Here is a 17,031-nt window from a genome sequence, read left to right on the forward strand (position 1 = left end):
TATATAAGCTATGGCTTGCATTCGCTAATCACATACGGATCGGGAGCCGGGTGCATGCCGCGCAAACCCAATATCGCCTCGAAAAAACAACCGCGGCAGTCCCGCTCGATCGCCACAGTGGCGGCGATCGTAGAGGCGGCTACTTACATTCTGAGCCGTGGTGGCCTGGCGGATTTCACCTCCAACAAGGTCGCCGAGCGCGCCGGAGTGAACGTCGCATCCTTCTATCAGTACTTCCCGAACAAGGAGGCGCTGCTCTTCCACATCGTCCAACGTACATGGGACGAGCAGCTTGCGCGCTTGGAACCCATCCTAACGAGCGGAGACGCGAGTCCTGCGGACCGACTGCGAGCATTTGTGCGGGAGTTGATGCTGGTCGAAGCGGCAGAGGCGGAGCTGCGGCGCGGAATGCGCGCCGCTTCCGTAGAATTGCATGACACGCCCGAGTTCAAGGCGCTGCTGGCGCGTGGGACCGCCCTGTTCAATGGCTTCCTTACCGACGCTCTGGGCGCGCGCGTCCCCGACGCGCTTGACTTCACGGTTGAGACGATCGCCATCCTCATCACCAGTTTCACTGAACGAGCGACTGACGAGCGGCGAGCGAGGGACCACCTTCTCCGACAGGCTGACTTCCTCGCCGAATTGCTGATCGCGCGCTTTGATCTCTCCTAGCCGCAATCCCACAAACGAACCCGTAGTGGGAAAGTCGCCCTGCCGATCGCGCCTACAGGCGTCCGGGGCATCCGTTTCCCAGGATCTGTTCCCGATTGCTCTTTCCCGAAATTGCACTTCGAAGATGAAGAAACGGGAATGATTGCGCTAAACGAATGGCTGCTTTCGGGAACACAGATTGCCTACCTGAACGTTCGGGTTTGGGCGTTACCTGTCCTTCTCATGTGCCAAATCGTCTAGCAGCTTAGAAAGCTGCCGCCTGCGTGATGGCGCATAGGCTGGGTCCTTCGCCCGGATGTCGTCGTCATCGGCCCAGTAGCTCAGGCAAGCCATGCTTTCCGCTCAGCGCCTCGCAGCCGCGCCGGGTCGGCGATGCCGGCGTCCAGCTCTTCGTTTGTCACGTCGCCGCCGTCGATGACATGGCGGAGGCTGCTGATCGGGAAGGCCCGGGCGTCGGTCACGCCAGCAACCTGCCCGAGCGTTGCGCGCCCGGCAATGGCCGCTATTAGTCCGCAACTTTCCTCGCGGCCCACAAGGCAAAATGCCCAACGAGCAGCCCTCTGATAATTGCGTGATGGGTTGCCCCTGCGAACGTTTGTATTAAAGCGCGGCGCATGTCCACGCAACCGCGCACCTTGTACGAGAAGATCTGGGCCGACCATGTCGTCGAACGCCGGGATGACGGCACCTGCCTGCTGTATATCGACCGACACCTCGTCCACGAAGTCACCAGTCCGCAGGCTTTCGCCGGGCTGCGTGCGGCCGGGCGCCGGCTGCGCCGTCCCGATCTCACGCTGGCGGTCCCCGACCATAATCTGCCGACGACCGCCCGGGTCGACGCGAACGGACAGCCGCTGCCGATCGCCGACCCTGCCAGCGCGGATCAGCTTTCCGCGTTGCGCGCCAACGTCGCCGAATTCGGCGTGCCGTATATCGACGCGCTCGATGCGCGGCAGGGGATCGTGCATGTCGTCGGTCCCGAACAAGGCTTCACGCTGCCAGGCACCACGCTGGTCTGCGGCGACAGCCACACCTCGGCGCACGGCGCGCTCGGCGCGCTGGCGTTCGGCATCGGCACGTCCGAGGTCGAGCATGTCATGGCGACTCAGACGCTGCTGCTCAGCCCGTCCAGGACCCTGGAGATCCGCGTCGACGGGACGCTGGGGTACGGCGTCAGCCCCAAGGATGTGGTGCTTGCGATAATCGGCAGGATCGGCGCGGCCGGCGGCACCGGCTATGTCATCGAATTCACCGGCGAAGTGATCCGCGCGATGTCGGTCGAGGGGCGACTGACCGTGTCCAACATGTCGATTGAGGGTGGGGCCCGTTCGGGGCTGATCGCGCCGGATGAGACGACCTTCGACTATCTCAAGGGCCGGCCGCTCGCGCCCAAGGGTGAGGCTTGGGACAAGGCGCTGGCCTATTGGCGCACGCTGCCGAGCGATCCCGGCGCGCGCTACGACGCCACCGTGCGGCTCCACGCCAGCGACATCGCGCCGTCGCTCACCTGGGGCACTAGCCCCGAGGATGTGGTGCCGATCACTGGCGCGGTGCCCGATCCCGAAAGCTTCGCCGATCCGTCCAAGCGCGTCGCGGCGCAGAAGTCGCTCGACTATATGGGCCTCACCGCGGGCACCCGGATGCAGGACATCGGCATCGAGCATGTCTTCATCGGCAGTTGCACCAACAGCCGGATCGAGGATCTGCGCGCCGCCGCGTCGGTGGTGAAGGGCCACCATGTCGCCGACCGCGTGCGCCAGGCGCTGATCGTGCCGGGTTCCGGGCTGGTGAAGCGCCAGGCCGAGGCCGAGGGGCTGGATCGCATCTTCGTCGAGGCCGGTTTCGAGTGGCGCGAGCCCGGCTGCTCGATGTGCCTGGCGATGAACCCGGACAAGGTGCCGGCCGGCGAACGTTGCGCTTCCACTTCGAACCGCAATTTCGTAGGGCGGCAGGGTCCGGGCGCGCGGACACACCTCGTCTCGCCGGCAATGGCCGCGGCGGCGGCGGTGACCGGGCGCTTGACCGACGTCAGGGACTTGATGGCGGCGGACGCGTGAGGGGTTTTACACATGAAGCGGGCGCTCTACGCACTCATCATCGGCACCGTCCTGAGCGGCTGTGCCGCCGCCTATGCTTCGGCGCAGGGCAAGCGGGCACCCGTGTCCTCGGACACGCCCACCACACGCTGATTTCCGCCGGGCTTCGCGCTGCGGCGTCTCAAGGAGCCTGACATGGAGCCCGTCCGCCAGGTCGAGGGGCGCGCCTATCCGTGGGGCGCCAAGAACATCGACACCGACATCATCATCCCCGCGCATTGGCTCAAGACCACTACGCGCGAAGGGCTGGGCAGGGGCGCGTTCGAGACGGTGCGCGCGCAGCCGGGCAACGTGTTCGACGATCCCCGCTATGCCGGCGCGCCGGTGCTCGTCGCCGGCGACAATTTCGGGTGCGGGTCGAGCCGCGAACATGCCGCCTGGGCGCTCGCCGACATGGGCGTCAAGGCAGTGATCGCGCCGAGCTTTTCGGACATTTTCTCCGGAAACGCGTTCAAGAACGGCATTGTCGCGGTGGTTTTGCCGCAGGAAGCGGTGGATCGCCTGGTCGAAGTGGCGAGAACCGACGCGATCACCGTCGACCTCGAGACGATGACGGTCACCACTCCCTATCAGGACCGCTTCGCCTTCAGCCTGGATCCGTTCCGCCGCCAATGTCTGCTGGAAGGGCTGGACGAGATCGGCCTGACGCTGGCACAAGATACCGCGATTTCGAAATTCGAGGCCGGCGTCGCCGACGAACGGCCCTGGATCGCGGTAGGAGGCGGGGATGCGAGCATTACTGTCACGGGCGCCGGGCGGACCTGAAACTCTAACCCTGGCCGATGTGCCGGATCCGGTGCCGGGCAAGGGCCAGGTACTGGTCTCGGTCCGCGCCTGCGCGATCAACTATCCCGACGTCCTGATCATCGCGGACAAATACCAGTTCAAGCCAACCCGCCCCTTCGCCCCCGGCGGCGAGATCGCCGGGGTGATCGAGGCCGTCAACGAGAGCGTCACCGGCTGGTCGGTGGGCGACCGCGTGATCGCCGTCATCGGCCATGGCGGCTTGGCCACAAAGGTCGCGATCGGCGCGGATCAGCTGTTTCGCCTGCCCGACGAGCGCAACTTCGAGGAAGGGGCGGCGTTGCTGCTCACTTATGCCACCGCCATCCACGCGCTGCTCGACCGGGGGCAGTTGCGCACGGGGCAGACCTTGCTGGTGCTCGGAGCCGCCGGCGGCGTGGGCCTGGCCGCGATCGAACTGGGCAAGGCGTTCGGTGCCACCGTGGTGGCGGCAGTCTCGTCGGAGGAGAAGGCGCAGGCTGCGCGCGACGCAGGCGCCGACCGGGTCCTCATCTATCCTCGCGCACCGTTCGACAAGGCGCAGTCCAAGGCGCTGAGCGAAGCCTTCAAGGACGCCGTCGGACCGGCCGGTGCAGACGTGATCTTCGATCCGGTAGGCGGGGACTATGCCGAGCCGGCACTGCGCGCGATCGGCTGGGAAGGGCGCTACCTGGTGGTCGGCTTTCCGGCCGGCATCCCCAAGCTGCCGCTGAACCTGACACTGCTGAAAAGCTGCGACGTGTGCGGCGTGTTTTGGGGAGCGTTCGCCGCGCGCGACCCGCAGGCGAACGCCGAGCATGTCGAGCGGTTGTTTAGCCTTTGGAGCGAAGGGCGGATATCGCCGCGCGTTACCGCGACTTTCGCGCTGGAAGATGCGGGAGTCGCGATCGCGAAGATGGCGAACCGGGAGGCGGTCGGGAAGCTGGTGATAACGGTCGAGCAATCCGGTCCTGGCTCGGCCGGCACGGAGCAACGCTAGTTGCCTTGCCTTCCTGCCCCCCCTATCTCCGGCGAAACGGCATTAAAGGGTTGGAAAAAGCACATGACCACTTTCGACGATCGCGAGCGGGCGTTCGAGGCGAAGTTCGCGCGTGACGAGGAAATGGCCTTTCGTGTCATCGCCCGGCGCAACCGGCTGCTGGGGCAGTGGGCCGCCTCCAAGATGAAGCTGACCCCGGAGGAGACCGAGGCCTATGCCAAGGCCGTGGTGCACGCCGAGTTCGAGGAAGCCGGTGACGAGGACGTCATCCGCAAGCTGCTGGGCGATCTGACCGCTGCGGGCGTCGAAGTCGATGACGGCGCGATCCGTGCCGCCCTTGCCGAGCAGACCATCGAAGCGCGGCGCCAGCTGATGGAAGCGCAGTAAGATGGGCATGGCCGCGGCCGAGATCGAGGCGCTGATCGTGGCGGGCATACCCGGCGCGCGGGTCGAGATCACCGATCTGGCCGGGGATGGCGACCACTATGCAGCGCGGGTTGTCGCCCCCATGTTCAAGGGGATGCCGCGCGTGCGCCAGCACCAGGCGGTTTATGCTGCGCTCGGCGGGCGCATGGGCGGCGTGCTCCACGCGCTCCAGCTGACCACCGAAGCGCCTGTCGAGGAGTGAATGCAAATGACCGATGACGTGCAGGGCCGGCTTCAGGGCCTGGTAGAGCAGAACGACGTGCTGCTGTTCATGAAGGGCAGCCCGCTATTCCCGCAATGCGGCTTCTCCAGCCGTGCGGTGGCGATCCTCAACCATCTCGGCGTCGCCTTCGAGAGCGTCGATGTGCTGCAGGATCAGGGCATTCGTCAGGGCATCAAGGCGTTCTCCGACTGGCCGACCATCCCGCAGCTCTATGTGAAGGGCGAATTCGTCGGTGGTTCGGACATCATGATGGAGATGTACGAAAGCGGCGAACTCGCGCAGCTGCTGACCGAGAACGGGCTGGCGGCACAGGCCTGAAGCTCTTTCCAGAATTTCGTCGCCCCGGCCATCGGCGCGGCCCGGTGTTGTGAAGCCGTAGGCGGGAACTAGCCCGCTGCGACGCTTGCGACAGCTGGGCCGTGAACCGGGTCCGGGGCGACTTACTATGCGAACGAATCCAGGCGCTACGCGCGGTTCCCGCGAACTCTGCTGGTTGTGAGGGCACCCGGGGCGGGTGGGCCGACGCGAGACCGGAGAGCTGGTCGACCCACCCTAATGAAGCGATGAACGCTCGGGTGCCTCTTACTCTGCACTCCTCATGCCAACTTTGCCCACCCACGCATTTCTGCGGCGGGCGATGGTTAACGGCGTTCTGCGCGATCTCCAAACTGTAAGCTAATCCGACGGTTCGTCGAAGCTGCGGGTCTGTAAAAACCTCTTGACTACGCGTGTAGTCATGGCTGATTACATGCGTAGTCGGAAGAGGGACTCATGACCGAGCGTATCAGCGAAGCCGAACATGCCGTGATGGAGGTCCTGTGGGAGGAAGCGCCCCTGACTGCCCAGGAAGTGGCGGAGCGCGTGCCCGAGACCCGCAGCTGGAGCGCCAACACGGTCAAGACGCTGCTCGGACGGCTGCTCGCCAAGAATATCATCGCGCATGAGGAGGACGGCCGCCGATATCGCTATCGGCCGCTGGTAGCGCGGGGAGACTATGTCGCAGGCGAGTCGCGGCGACTGATGGACCGGTTGTTCGGTGGCAAGCTGACCCCGCTCGTCGCGCACCTCGCCGAGCGCGACCAGATCACCGACCAGGACATTGCCGAGATCGAGGCCCTCTTGAAGGAGCTGAAGTCATGATCGCATGGGCGCTTGAGACGTTTGTCGCCACGACCTTGTTGATGCTGCTGGTGCTAGGCCTGCGCGGCCCGGTCCGGCGTCATTTCGGCCCCTATATGGCCTATGCGCTGTGGATGCTGCCCGTCGCCCGGCTGATGTTGCCGCCACTGCCTGGCGATTGGCAGCTGACCAGGCTCTTTTCTCCGCTGACGCAGCAGGTCGTGGAGGCCCCCGGAGTGGCAGTGGGATTGCTCAACCCGGCGGCGCTTCCGGTCGAAGTGGCGGAGACGGTGACGCAGGCGACCGTGCAGATCGGCAACCATCATGCCAGCCTGGCGCTGGTTCCGCCCACCATTGTCTCAGGAGGGCCGAGCCTTGCCGTCCTGCTGCTCGGCCTCTGGGCGATCGGTGCACTCGCGTTCCTGGTCTATCATCTGATCGCGCATGGCCGCTTCTGCCGCACGCTGCTGAACCGCGCCCGCGTTGACCGGACCGTGGCGCAGGGCCGCGTCCGGGTGATCGAAACCGATGCCGCGCACGGGCCGCTCGCCTTCGGGGTGTTTCGCAAATATGTCGCGTTTCCACGCGACTTCGCCGAACGCTATGACGAGCAGGAGCGCGATCTCGCGCTCGCCCATGAGCTTGGCCATCATGCCCGCGGCGACCTGCTCGCCAACTGGATCGCGCTGGTCGTGCTCGCCCTTCACTGGTTCAATCCGGTGGCCTGGAGGGCGTTTCGCGCCTTCCGCGCCGACCAGGAAATGGCTTGCGACGCCTTGGTGCTCGCCGGGCGCGCCCAGGCACTGCGCCATGCCTATGGCCGCGCTATCGTCAAGTCCGCCCACGGCGGCGCGGTCTCGGCGGCTTGCCACTTGCACACGATCAACGAAGTCAAAGGAAGGTTGCGCATGCTTTCGAAGACGCACACGAATTCCGCCAGCCGCGTCGCCACTGGACTGGGCGCCCTGACGATAGTTTCCTTGGCCGCGCTTGGCGTCACCGCATCCGGCACCCAGGCGGCCGAGCGGATCAAGGTCAGGGTGGAGTCGGTCACCGGCATTTCGCTCAGTCAGGACATGCCTGCGCCGCCGGCAGCGCCCGCCGCGCCATCATCGCCAGCCGCGCCGCGGGCGCCCGAAGCCCCGCAGCCGCCGGCTCCCCCCGCGGCGCCCGAAGCTGCCGCCGGTGCAGGGCATCATCAGGTCTATCGCGTCCGCGTCAACAAGAACGGCAAGCAGGTCGAAAAGGTGATCACCAGATACTCCGACGGTACCGAGCAGGTGACGGTGATGCCGGACCTGAGCACGATCCGCGTGAACGTTCCCGAGGTTCGAAACGGCAAGTGCGGCACGGCGGAGAAGTCGGGAGAAACCGTTCTTCATCGCGAAGAGCGGGGCAAGAAGGTCATGATCATCTGCGCCGACCGGATCGAGGCGATGACGGAACACGCGACCCGCATGGCCATGCAAGGCAAGCAGGCCGGTTTGGAAGGTGCCCGCATGGGCATCGGCTCCGCTCGCCGCGCCATCCAAGCGGATCGCGCGCTCGGAGATGCGGAGCGTGCGGAAGCGCTGAAGGAGCTGGACGAAGCAATGTCCGAGATCGCCAAGGATCTGGCGGAAAACGACTGATGCGATGAAGTATGGGGTCCAGGACGACCTGGACCTCGCTCTGTCCGTCAGCCCCTCACAGCTCTTCCGAGCAGCCTGTAGCTCCGCCGAGGCGATGATGTCGGCCTTGCGTTCGCCGGCGCTCGCCGCCACATCGATTGCATGAATGAGGTACCAACGGGCGTTGCGATGGCGGTAGATCCGCTCGTCACCCGGATCCTGGCTCCGAACCCGTCGCCTTACACCCATACGGGCACCCAAACCTATCTGGTCGGAACATCGGGGCTCGCCATCATCGATCCCGGCCCCGATGATCCTGTCCATGTGCAGGCCATACTGGATGCGGTCGCCGGGCGCCCGGTCGTCGCGATCCTCTGCACGCACACGCATCGCGACCACAGCCCGGCTGCTGGGGTCCTCAGGGCAGCGACGGGCGCACCGGTGATAGGCTGCGCGCCGTTGACCATGGAGGATGCGGGGCCGCGCGCCGACGCTGCCTTCGACATCGGTTATGCGCCCGACCGGGTGCTCAAAGATGGGGAGGGCGTGGCCGGTCCCGGATGGACCCTGGTTGCGGTTGCGACGCCCGGCCACACCTCGAACCATCTTGCGTTCGCGCTGCCCGAGGCACAGGCGCTGTTCAGCGGCGACCACGTCATGGGCTGGTCGACAACCGTGGTGAGCCCGCCCGACGGCGACATGGGCGCGTATATGGCGAGCCTGGAAAAGCTGATGGGGCGCGACGAGCGCATCTATTTTCCCGGGCACGGCGAGGCGATCGAGAACCCGCAGCGGTTCGTGCGCGGGCTGCTCGGCCACCGCAAGCAGCGCGAAGGGCAAATCCTGCGGCTGTTGCGGGACGACACGCGCGACGTGGGGGCAATGGTAGCGCGGATGTATGTCGGCCTGGACCCCCGGCTGACCGGTGCAGCGGCGCGATCGGTGCTCGCGCATCTTGTCGATTTGCAGGGGCGCGGCCTGGTCCAAGAGGAGGCCGGCCAATGGAAGATCGCCGCGTAAGGAATTGGGGCTGTGCGAAGTTCGTCGCGCTGCTGCTCGCGCTGGTACTCACGGTCGGCGCCGGCTTCTGGTTCCTGGGCCAGAGCGTGAAGCAGCAATTCACCGGACCCGATCCGGTGACGGTCGCCCAGGCCAGTCTTCAAGGATTGCGCGAGCAGAACCGTCTGTCGACCTTTGCCGCGCGCTACGTCGCAGTGGTGACCTCCAAGCAGAGCCGGCTTGGCATGAGCGCGCAGAAGACGCTGATCATGCCTGGCATGGTCCGCTACGAAATCGACATGGCGAAGCTCCAGCAGAAGAATGTCAGCTGGGACGCGAATACCGGGCAGCTCACCGTCACGCTGCCGCCCGTGGAGATCGTCGGGCCGGAAGTCGACCTGAACGCGATGCGCGAATATGATGGTGGGGGCATGTTGATGCGCTTCACCGATATCGAGGATCGGCTGGATGCCGCCAACCGCAAGGCAGGGCAGGCCGAACTGGTCCGTCAGGCGCGCGAGGCGACGCCGATGAAGCTGGCCAAGGACGCCACGCGACGGGCTGTCGAGCGCAGCTTCCTCATGCCGCTCAAGGCGGCTGGGATCGACGCAAGCGTGCGGGTATATTTCCCTGACGAGCGGCCGGGCAGCAGCCGTGAGGTCTGGGACGCGTCGCGCAGCGCCGCCGATGTGTTCGGGAACCGCTGGTAATCCGCGCGAGACTTGATCGCCGCGCCCGCTGGGGCCATGTCGCGCGGGAACACCACGGGGTTGAACAAGAACATGGACGCACGGCTGGGGCAGGGGATGGCAGGACTGGACCTGCGCGCGGAAATCGAGCGGCTGCGCAAGGAGCGTAACGCCGTCATCCTGGCGCATTATTACCAGAAGCCGGAGTTGCAGGACCTGGCCGATTTCGTCGGCGATAGCCTGGACCTCAGCCGCAAGGCGGCGGAAACCGATGCGGAGGTGATCGCGTTTTGCGGTGTGCGCTTCATGGCTGAAACCGCCAAGATCCTGTCGCCCGACAAGATCGTCGTGCTGCCCGACATGAACGCCGGGTGCAGCCTCGAGGACAGCTGCCCTCCCGACCAGTTCGCGGCCTTCCGCGCGCAGCATCCCGATCACATCGCGCTGACCTACATCAACTGCTCGGTGGAAGTGAAAGCGCTGAGCGATATCATCGTCACGAGTTCCTCGGCCGAGCGCATACTCGCGCAGATCCCGCCGGAGCAGAAGATCATCTTCGGCCCCGACCGCAACCTTGGCGGCTATCTGACCCGCGTCACCGAGCGCGAGATGCTGTTGTGGCCCGGCGTGTGCATCGTCCACGAGGCGTTCAGCGAGACCGAACTGCTCAAGCTGAAGGCGCAGCATCCCGGCGCGCCGATCGCCGCGCATCCCGAATGTCCGCCGCACATCCTGGACCATGCCGATTATGTGGGGTCGACCCGCGGCATCCTGGAGTTCGCGCAAAGCTTCCCGGGCGACACGCTGATCGTCGCCACCGAGCCGCATATCATCCACCAGATGGAAAAGGCATTGCCGGGGAAGACCTTCATTGGTGCGCCGGGTGCTGACGGCAACTGCAACTGCAACATCTGCCCGTACATGGCGCTCAACGACATGGAGAAGCTGTACCTGGCGCTCCGCGACCTCAATCCGCGCATCGAGATCGAGGAAGACATGCGGCTGAAGGCCAAGAAGAGCCTCGATCGTATGCTCGAGATGGCGAGCTCCAGCGTCGGCCACGGCGATCTTGGGCCGGTGCGCGTGACCGGCGACTGATACCCGGCGGAAGGGTCGGTCGGGGAGGCTGGTGAGCTAAATCTTCTTTTTCTTCCGTTTGTTGGCGGGCGCGGAGCAAAGCTGCGCGAAGCCCGTTACGGCTGGCGATGAAGCTGATCGACCTCCTGTTCGGCCGCCGCCTCGCCAATCGCGAGCATGAGCAGCGCAAGATCGGCTGGGTGGCCGGCGTACCGGCGATGGGCCTCGATGGGCTCGGCTCGTCCTCTTATGGCCCCGAGGCGGCGCTCACGATCCTGATCCCGCTCGGTGCGGCGAGCCTTGCTTATATCGGCTGGGTAATCGCGCCGATCATCGCGCTGCTGCTGATCCTCTACCTTTCATACCGCCAGACGCTGCTCGCTTATCCGACCAATGGCGGCGCATACACGGTGGCCAAGGAAAATTTAGGCGAACCCGGTGCGCTGCTCGCCGCCTCGGCGCTGATGATCGACTATATCCTCAACGTCGCGGTCGGCATTTCGGCGGGGGTGGGTGCGCTTACCTCGTCGGTTCCGTCGCTCCACCCTTATGCCCTTTGGCTGTGTCTCGGCATTCTGGCGCTTGTCGCGATCGCCAATCTGCGCGGCACGCGCGAGGCAGGCTGGCTGTTCGCTCTCCCGACCTATCTCTTCCTCGCATCGTTCGCCGGCATCATCGGCTATGGCCTGTTCCAGATCCTGGCCACGGGCGGCAATCCACAGCCTGTGGTGGCGCCGCCCGAGCTTGGCCGCGCAACCGAAGCGGCCAGCCTTTGGCTGTTGCTGCGCGCCTTTGCCGCGGGCTGCACGGCGATGACGGGCGTGGAGGCGGTCGCCAACGGCGTCGACGCGTTCAAGGAGCCCGTGGTGCGCCAGGCACGCGCGACGCTGACGGTGATCTGCCTGTCGCTCGGGCTGCTCTTGATCGGCATCGCCGTGGTTGCGCACGGCTACCGTCTGGGCGCGATGGATCAAACCGCAGCCGGATATCAGAGCGTCTTGTCGCAGCTCGTCGGCGCGATCGTCGGCCGTGGCGTGCTTTATTATGCCGCGATGATCAGCCTGCTGGCGGTGCTCTGCCTGTCGGCGAACACCAGTTTCGTCGCTTTCCCGCGCGTATGCCGGCTCGTCGCACTGGACGGCTATCTGCCGCGCAGCTTCGCCGTGTCGGATCGCCGGCTGGTGTTCTCGGTCGGCGTTCTGTTCCTGACCGCCACGGGTGCAGGGCTGCTGATCCTGTTCGACGGCATCACCGATCGGCTGATCCCGCTGTTCGCCATCGGCGCATTCCTCACCTTCACGCTCAGCCAGGCCGGAATGGTCGTCCATTGGCTGCGCGAAGGCGGCCAGCGCGGGCGCATGCTGATCAACGCGCTGGGCACCGTGACCACTGCAGTGGCGCTGGTCATCATCCTGCTGGCCAAGTTTGCCGATGGTGCCTGGATCGTCGCCCTTGCGGTGCCGCTCACCATTGCTGCCCTGGTCGGAGTGCACCGCTACTACCAGCATGCCGATCGGCAGCTGGAAGCGGCCGGTCCGTTCAGCGTCGACGAGATCGACGCGCCGACCGTGCTCGTCGCGTACGAGGACCGTAACCGGATGACAGACCGGGCCCTTCGCTTCGCGATGACGCTGTCGCCGGACGTGGTGGCGGTGCACCTGTTGCGGCTGAAGGGGCCGGAGCAGGAGGAAGATTTGCGCGGGATCCGCGAGCGGTATGAGGCCGAGGTTGCGGCGCCGCTCACTGCCGCGGGCATGACCCCACCCCGTCTGATGCTGGTGCCGGCTCCTTATCGTGAAATCGATGGGCCGTTGCTCGACCTCGTGGCGAAGATCGACGAGGCGACGCCGGGACGGTCGGTGGCGATCCTGATACCCGAGCGCGTGCATCGGCGCTGGTGGGCGCACATCCTGCACAGCCGACGCGCGGATCGGCTGCGTGCCGCGCTTATGGAGCATGCTGGCCCACGTCTGATGATCGTCACCGCCCCCTGGCGAGGTTGAACCGGCCGCAGCTTGGTCTAGGAGCGTCCCCATGACTTTCCAGCTCGACCGCTTCGACCTCGCCGCTTTCGTCCAATCGACTCTTGCCGAGGATCTCGGCGAAGTCGGGGACATCACTTCCGCTGCGGTGATCCCCGAGGATGCGGTGTTCACCGGCGTGATGGACAGCCGCGATGCGATCACCGTGGCCGGGCTTCCGATCGCCGAAGCGTTCTTCCGCGCGCTCGATCCCGAAGTATGGATCGAACGGTTGGTAGAGGATGGCGTTCGGGTTGCGGCGGGGACGGAGCTGTTGCGTCTGCGTGGACGGGCCCGGGCGATGCTCGCAGCCGAGCGATCGGCGCTCAACACCGTTCAGCATCTTTCAGGCATCGCCACGCTGACGCGCCGTTATGCCGACACGATCGAGGGCAGCGGCGCCACGCTGCTCGATACGCGCAAGACGCTGCCCGGGCTGCGGGTGGTGGAGAAATACGCCACGCGGATGGGCGGGGCACAGAACCACCGCATGGGGCTGTGGGACGCTGCGATGATCAAGGACAACCACGTCGCGGTCGCCGGGTCGGTGGGGGAGGCTGCACGCCGTGCCGTTGCTGCCGGAATCGCTTCCATCATCGTCGAGGTGGACCGGCTGGATCAGATCGCGCCGGCGCTCGAGGCGGGCGCAACGCACCTGCTGCTCGACAACATGCCGCCTGAGACATTGCGCGAAGCCGTTGCCGAAGTTGCCGGGCGCGTGCCGACCGAAGCCTCTGGCGGCGTTCGCCTCGATACCATCCGCGCTATCGCGGAAAGCGGCGTCACCTATGTCAGCGTTGGCCGGCTCACTCAGTCAGCGCCCGCCGCCGATATCGGGCTGGATTTCAGCGCGGCGTGATCGTCACCGTCGAGGGGTGATGCTTGTCCAGGTGCCGCTTGATGATCTTCAGGTTGCGCGTGTTGGACCGGAAGAAGAAGTCCGGGATCGCCCCCACCCAGGGGATCAAGCCCAACGCCCAGTCGACTCCGACATTGCCGGCCATCCGTGCGATCGCAGCCTTGGACATCCCCAGATTGCGCGCTTCCCACGCCATGTAGAGCCCCATGCCGGCGGCAACGGTGGTGCCGATGCCCGGGATCAGGTCCAGCATCACGTCCAAGCCGAAGGTCTGCCTGGTGCCCGGGATGGTGAAGCCGCGCTCGAGGATTTTTTCCATAGCTTCGACCCGCGCGCGGACCGCGGCCGGATCTTTCCCGACCGGCACACGTCCGATGCCTCCGGTGCCCATCCGCGTCGTCTTCGTCACCCTGCTACTCCTGTTCGTTACGCAGATGAGTCAACGGGTGCCATGCGCGGGTGTTCCGCTGCCAGGCGGTCAGCCGCAGCGCGACGGCGGACCAGCGCAGCGGCTGAGCGATCGGGATGAATGCGGCATCCGCCGTAAGCGCGGCATCGGCGTCGGCGATACGCCGCGCGCGCGTGGTAAGGTCGGGGGCTTCACGTCCCGCCAGGATCAATGCTGCAGCCTCGGGCGAGCAAGCGATGCACGCGGTGTTCACATACCAACGCCCGCTGTCATAGGGCGCGACTTCGTCGATCAGCCGCAGGTCAGCGGGATCGTCGGCAGCTACCCGCAGCGGCGTGACTCCGATCCGCAGCATCGCGCTCGCCAAATGTCCCCAGACCAGCGTAGCCCCGGGCCCGGAGGGCAGAGCGACCCGAATGGTTACGCCGCCGGGATGCGCCTGCTGCCACGTGCGTACCCGTGCGCGTGCCTCCTGCCGGCGAGCGTCCAGCGTCATGATCGTCCAGGTCGGCAGCGCCGGCGGCAGCGCTGAATCCAGTTGCATGGGGAGCAGGGTTTCGACGGGGGCCCAGTCTGGCATGACGGATTGGACAAGAGCCGCCCGGTCGATCGCCATCGACAGGGCTGCCCGATTGGCTGCGTCCACGAGGAAACCTTCGCGCCGGATCACGGCAAATCCGAACAGGCCCTGTGCAGGATCTGCATGGAGATTGGCCGGATTGATGCCTGAGCTGGCGGCGATCGGCCAGTCGACGAAGCTCCCTCCCAGGATCAGGTCGGACTGTCCGGCCCTGAAACGCGCGATAGCGACCCCGGCACGTTCGCCGTACAGTCGCAGGGTCTCGCCTGGCGACCGTTCGGTGTCCTCCGCACTGTTGACGCTGTCGGAGGCGGCGCGCAGCGTTACTCCGCCGCCTGCCGGCCGCGCACGGAATGGCCCGCTTCCGTCGAGCCCAGGAGTACGCAGCACCGCGAGCTCGGGTTGGGCGAATAATTTCAGCAAGTCGGGGCGCGGTCGCTTCAGCCGCACTTCGATCACCTGCGGAGTCATCGCCACGATCTGGTCGATGACCGCTAGATAGGGTGCAAGGGCATTGCGGCTCGACACCGCAGCCGCCCTGCGGATCGCGCGCACTACTTCCGCTGCGGTCACCGGCGTCCCGTCGGACCAGTGGGCTTCGCGCAACCGAAAGATGTAGCTGCGGCCATCGTCGATCACGATCCAACGCTCGGCCAAACCCGGCTGAATACCCCCGCCTGCGTCGAAGCGGACGAGCCCCTGGCCGGTCGCCCCCACCACAACCCGCTGTGCGAAGTCCAACCGCCCGGCGCTTGGATCACCTGGCACCGCCGCGCCACCGATCGCACTCGCGACCAAGGGTGTGTTTCCCTGCCGCCGTGCCGGAGTGCCGCAACTTGCCAGCGTCAGCGTCAGCAGCAGCATCAGGGTCTGCAAGGTGCGGATGATCTGCGCTCCGGGATGAACCACTCGGCGTCTAAGATGCTCCCCCTGCCATGCCAAGCCCTGAGTTAGGTTGACGGATGCTAGCGATTCCGCCGATAATTACTGCGGCGCACCAAAGTTGGCGGAACTGTTACTCCAAAGATGGGTTGTGCGCCTTGGCTTAAGCCCTAGGGAGTTACTCCATGCGTATGATTGCTAAGACTGCTGCAGCTGTTGCAGCCCTGACGCTTGCTGCGGCGCCTGCCGTCGCTGCCGGCAACGCTTCGAAGCTGTCGCTTCGCAGCTCGACCTCTTCGGAAGAGTCGGAAGACCTGGTTGCAGGCGCTCCGATCATCGCCGTCCTGGGCGTTGCCGCCGTTGTGGCCGGTGTCGTCGTGGTCGCGACCGAGAACGACGACGAGCCCGACAGCAACTAAGCTGTAGGCTCGGCTGGTACGGACGGCGGGACTCGAACCCGCACGCCCCGAAGGGCAGGGGATTTTAAGTCCCCGGCGTCTACCATTCCGCCACGTCCGCACGCGCGTACGGACAAGCGGATGACGGGGCTGTCGTCAAGCCAGTTGAATAGGGAAAGCCCGGCAAGGACGTCCTTGCCGGGCTTTTTCGTATGTGCGCGCGCAGGGGTGATCGGCTTAGGCCGGCTCGCCGCGTTGGGGCGGGTGCGTTCGCATCCACGAACCGACAACGCCGGCGGATTGATCGGGGAGGCTCTTGCTCGGTCTAAGGGTGCCTGCGCAGGACGGCGTCGCCAATAACTTCGCCTGCGCCCGAGCACGGCACGATGCGCATTCCGCTGCGTGGACGAGAGATCGGCGGCGTTAGCGTGGTAAGCTGGCAGCTGGATTTGCACGGTGCATGGCACCGCTGCCTACGCTACGCGAATAAAGCTGAATGCGTGGACCCCCTGCATGAGCGTGGCCGCTAGCCGCAGCTTCCCACGTCACAGCATCCGTCCGCTGATGTGAAATGAACGGTACTTGAGCCTCTGCCACTGTAGAGGCCGCCGTTTTCGGGAAGGTATGGTGGAGCCGAGGGGGATCGAACCCCTGACCTCTGCAATGCCATTGCAGCGCTCTCCCAGCTGAGCTACGGCCCCACACCCCGGGAAGGCGGCCCCTCTAGAAGGGGCCTGCCGGGTTGGCAAGGGCACTTTTTGAATTTTGTGCCCTTGCCGGTATTTTTACTGCTCGTCTTCGTCCTTGACGGTCTCGACGCCCAGATCGTCGTCGCCGCCCAGATCGACGTCGTCGTCGGCCGAGGGCTCTTCGTCATCGGCGCCGATGTCCAGATCCTCGTCGCCAAGGTCGGAATCCTCCGCCTTGTTCTTCGCGGCATCCGTCTTCACCACTTCGAAGGGCAGCGGCTGCTTCGACTTCAGGATGGGCTCAGGCTCCCACGCGAACGAGCAGTTGATGCAGGTGACGGGCTCGTCCTTCTGCAGATCGTAGAACCGCGTTCCGCACTTCGGGCACGCGCGCTTGGTGCCCCATTCCGGCTTCACCATGTGTTGCCTCTTGCCTTTCGAATTTTCGTGATCTGGGGAGTCGAGCCCCAAAAGTGGTGGGCGCCTTGCCATGGCGCAAGGCGGCTGTCAAAGCCGCCGC

The 17,031-nt window shown here is 65.6% G+C and carries 19 protein-coding genes and 2 tRNA genes; 15 read left to right on the top strand and 6 right to left on the bottom strand.

Annotation, left to right across the window (positions count from 1 at the left end; genetic code table 11):
* Nucleotides 1-54: 54 nt before the first annotated feature.
* Entirely contained in the window at nt 55-672 is a 618-nt protein-coding gene (locus LZ586_RS17655) for a TetR/AcrR family transcriptional regulator (protein ID WP_235077605.1), read from the top strand.
* Nucleotides 673-992: 320 nt separating this feature from the next.
* On the opposite strand, the gene LZ586_RS17660 is transcribed toward LZ586_RS17655, so the two are convergent.
* Nucleotides 993-1,133 carry a hypothetical protein gene (locus LZ586_RS17660; protein WP_235077606.1) on the bottom strand — a complete coding sequence of 47 codons (141 nt, stop codon included), beginning with the start codon at nt 1,131-1,133 and terminating at the stop codon, nt 993-995.
* A 153-nt stretch (nt 1,134-1,286) separates the two neighbouring features.
* On the opposite strand from LZ586_RS17660, the gene leuC reads away from it, so the two are divergent.
* The 13 genes from leuC to nadC all read left to right on the top strand — a co-directional run bounded on the left by leuC (nt 1,287) and on the right by nadC (nt 13,553).
* Complete coding sequence (leuC, locus tag LZ586_RS17665) at nt 1,287-2,729, top strand: 3-isopropylmalate dehydratase large subunit (RefSeq protein WP_235077607.1); 1,443 nt, start codon at nt 1,287-1,289, stop codon at nt 2,727-2,729.
* A 174-nt stretch (nt 2,730-2,903) separates the two neighbouring features.
* Nucleotides 2,904-3,533, top strand: coding sequence for a 3-isopropylmalate dehydratase small subunit (leuD, locus tag LZ586_RS17670; protein ID WP_235077608.1), 630 nt, complete (start codon nt 2,904-2,906; stop codon nt 3,531-3,533).
* Nucleotides 3,496-4,530, top strand: a complete 1,035-nt coding sequence (locus tag LZ586_RS17675) for an NADPH:quinone oxidoreductase family protein (protein ID WP_235077609.1) — start codon at nt 3,496-3,498, stop codon at nt 4,528-4,530. The genes leuD and LZ586_RS17675 overlap by 38 nt, the downstream gene beginning before the upstream one ends.
* 63 nt (nt 4,531-4,593) lie before the next feature.
* Nucleotides 4,594-4,917, top strand: coding sequence for a DUF1476 domain-containing protein (locus LZ586_RS17680; RefSeq protein ID WP_235077610.1), 324 nt, complete (start codon nt 4,594-4,596; stop codon nt 4,915-4,917).
* Between the two features lies 1 nt (nt 4,918).
* Nucleotides 4,919-5,158, top strand: a complete 240-nt coding sequence (locus tag LZ586_RS17685) for a BolA/IbaG family iron-sulfur metabolism protein (protein WP_235077611.1) — start codon at nt 4,919-4,921, stop codon at nt 5,156-5,158.
* Nucleotides 5,159-5,164: 6 nt separating this feature from the next.
* Nucleotides 5,165-5,497, top strand: a complete 333-nt coding sequence (gene grxD / locus LZ586_RS17690) for a Grx4 family monothiol glutaredoxin (RefSeq protein WP_235077612.1) — start codon at nt 5,165-5,167, stop codon at nt 5,495-5,497.
* 453 nt (nt 5,498-5,950) lie between these two features.
* Nucleotides 5,951-6,319, top strand: coding sequence for a BlaI/MecI/CopY family transcriptional regulator (locus tag LZ586_RS17695; RefSeq protein WP_235077613.1), 369 nt, complete (start codon nt 5,951-5,953; stop codon nt 6,317-6,319).
* Entirely contained in the window at nt 6,316-7,929 is a 1,614-nt protein-coding gene (locus LZ586_RS17700; protein ID WP_235077614.1) for a M56 family metallopeptidase, read from the top strand. Before LZ586_RS17695 ends, LZ586_RS17700 begins: the two co-directional genes overlap by 4 nt.
* A 141-nt stretch (nt 7,930-8,070) precedes the next feature.
* A complete protein-coding gene (locus tag LZ586_RS17705) occupies nt 8,071-8,928 on the top strand; it encodes an MBL fold metallo-hydrolase (protein WP_235077615.1) in 858 nt (285 codons plus the stop codon).
* Nucleotides 8,910-9,617 carry a DUF4230 domain-containing protein gene (locus tag LZ586_RS17710; RefSeq protein WP_235077616.1) on the top strand — a complete coding sequence of 236 codons (708 nt, stop codon included), beginning with the start codon at nt 8,910-8,912 and terminating at the stop codon, nt 9,615-9,617. The genes LZ586_RS17705 and LZ586_RS17710 overlap by 19 nt, the downstream gene beginning before the upstream one ends.
* 72 nt (nt 9,618-9,689) lie before the next feature.
* Nucleotides 9,690-10,694, top strand: coding sequence for a quinolinate synthase NadA (gene nadA, locus LZ586_RS17715; protein WP_235079848.1), 1,005 nt, complete (start codon nt 9,690-9,692; stop codon nt 10,692-10,694).
* A gap of 107 nt (nt 10,695-10,801) precedes the next feature.
* Nucleotides 10,802-12,676, top strand: a complete 1,875-nt coding sequence (locus LZ586_RS17720) for an APC family permease (RefSeq protein ID WP_235077617.1) — start codon at nt 10,802-10,804, stop codon at nt 12,674-12,676.
* A 31-nt stretch (nt 12,677-12,707) separates the two neighbouring features.
* Nucleotides 12,708-13,553, top strand: coding sequence for a carboxylating nicotinate-nucleotide diphosphorylase (gene nadC, locus LZ586_RS17725; RefSeq protein WP_235077618.1), 846 nt, complete (start codon nt 12,708-12,710; stop codon nt 13,551-13,553).
* On the opposite strand, the gene LZ586_RS17730 is transcribed toward nadC, so the two are convergent.
* Complete coding sequence (locus tag LZ586_RS17730; RefSeq protein ID WP_235079849.1) at nt 13,540-13,944, bottom strand: DUF4112 domain-containing protein; 405 nt, start codon at nt 13,942-13,944, stop codon at nt 13,540-13,542. The genes nadC and LZ586_RS17730 overlap by 14 nt on opposite strands.
* Nucleotides 13,945-13,966: 22 nt before the next feature.
* Nucleotides 13,967-15,451 (bottom strand): ABC transporter substrate-binding protein, encoded by a 1,485-nt coding sequence (locus LZ586_RS17735; RefSeq protein WP_235077619.1) that lies wholly within the window; start codon nt 15,449-15,451, stop codon nt 13,967-13,969.
* Nucleotides 15,452-15,609: 158 nt separating this feature from the next.
* Between LZ586_RS17735 and LZ586_RS17740 the strand changes: the two genes are divergently transcribed.
* Nucleotides 15,610-15,843 carry a hypothetical protein gene (locus LZ586_RS17740; RefSeq protein ID WP_184086612.1) on the top strand — a complete coding sequence of 78 codons (234 nt, stop codon included), beginning with the start codon at nt 15,610-15,612 and terminating at the stop codon, nt 15,841-15,843.
* 14 nt (nt 15,844-15,857) lie between these two features.
* Here LZ586_RS17740 and LZ586_RS17745 read toward each other — a convergent pair.
* From LZ586_RS17745 to LZ586_RS17755, 3 genes are all read right to left on the bottom strand, one after another.
* A tRNA-Leu gene (locus tag LZ586_RS17745) sits at nt 15,858-15,943 on the bottom strand.
* Between the two features lie 504 nt (nt 15,944-16,447).
* Nucleotides 16,448-16,523: transfer RNA gene (locus LZ586_RS17750), tRNA-Ala, on the bottom strand.
* Between the two features lie 84 nt (nt 16,524-16,607).
* Nucleotides 16,608-16,931 carry a TIGR02300 family protein gene (locus LZ586_RS17755; RefSeq protein ID WP_235077620.1) on the bottom strand — a complete coding sequence of 108 codons (324 nt, stop codon included), beginning with the start codon at nt 16,929-16,931 and terminating at the stop codon, nt 16,608-16,610.
* Nucleotides 16,932-17,031 lie beyond the last annotated feature (100 nt).

Origin of the sequence: Sphingomonas sp. S2-65 (assembly GCF_021513175.1) — a bacterium.
In the GTDB taxonomy this organism is placed as follows: domain Bacteria; phylum Pseudomonadota; class Alphaproteobacteria; order Sphingomonadales; family Sphingomonadaceae; genus Sphingomonas.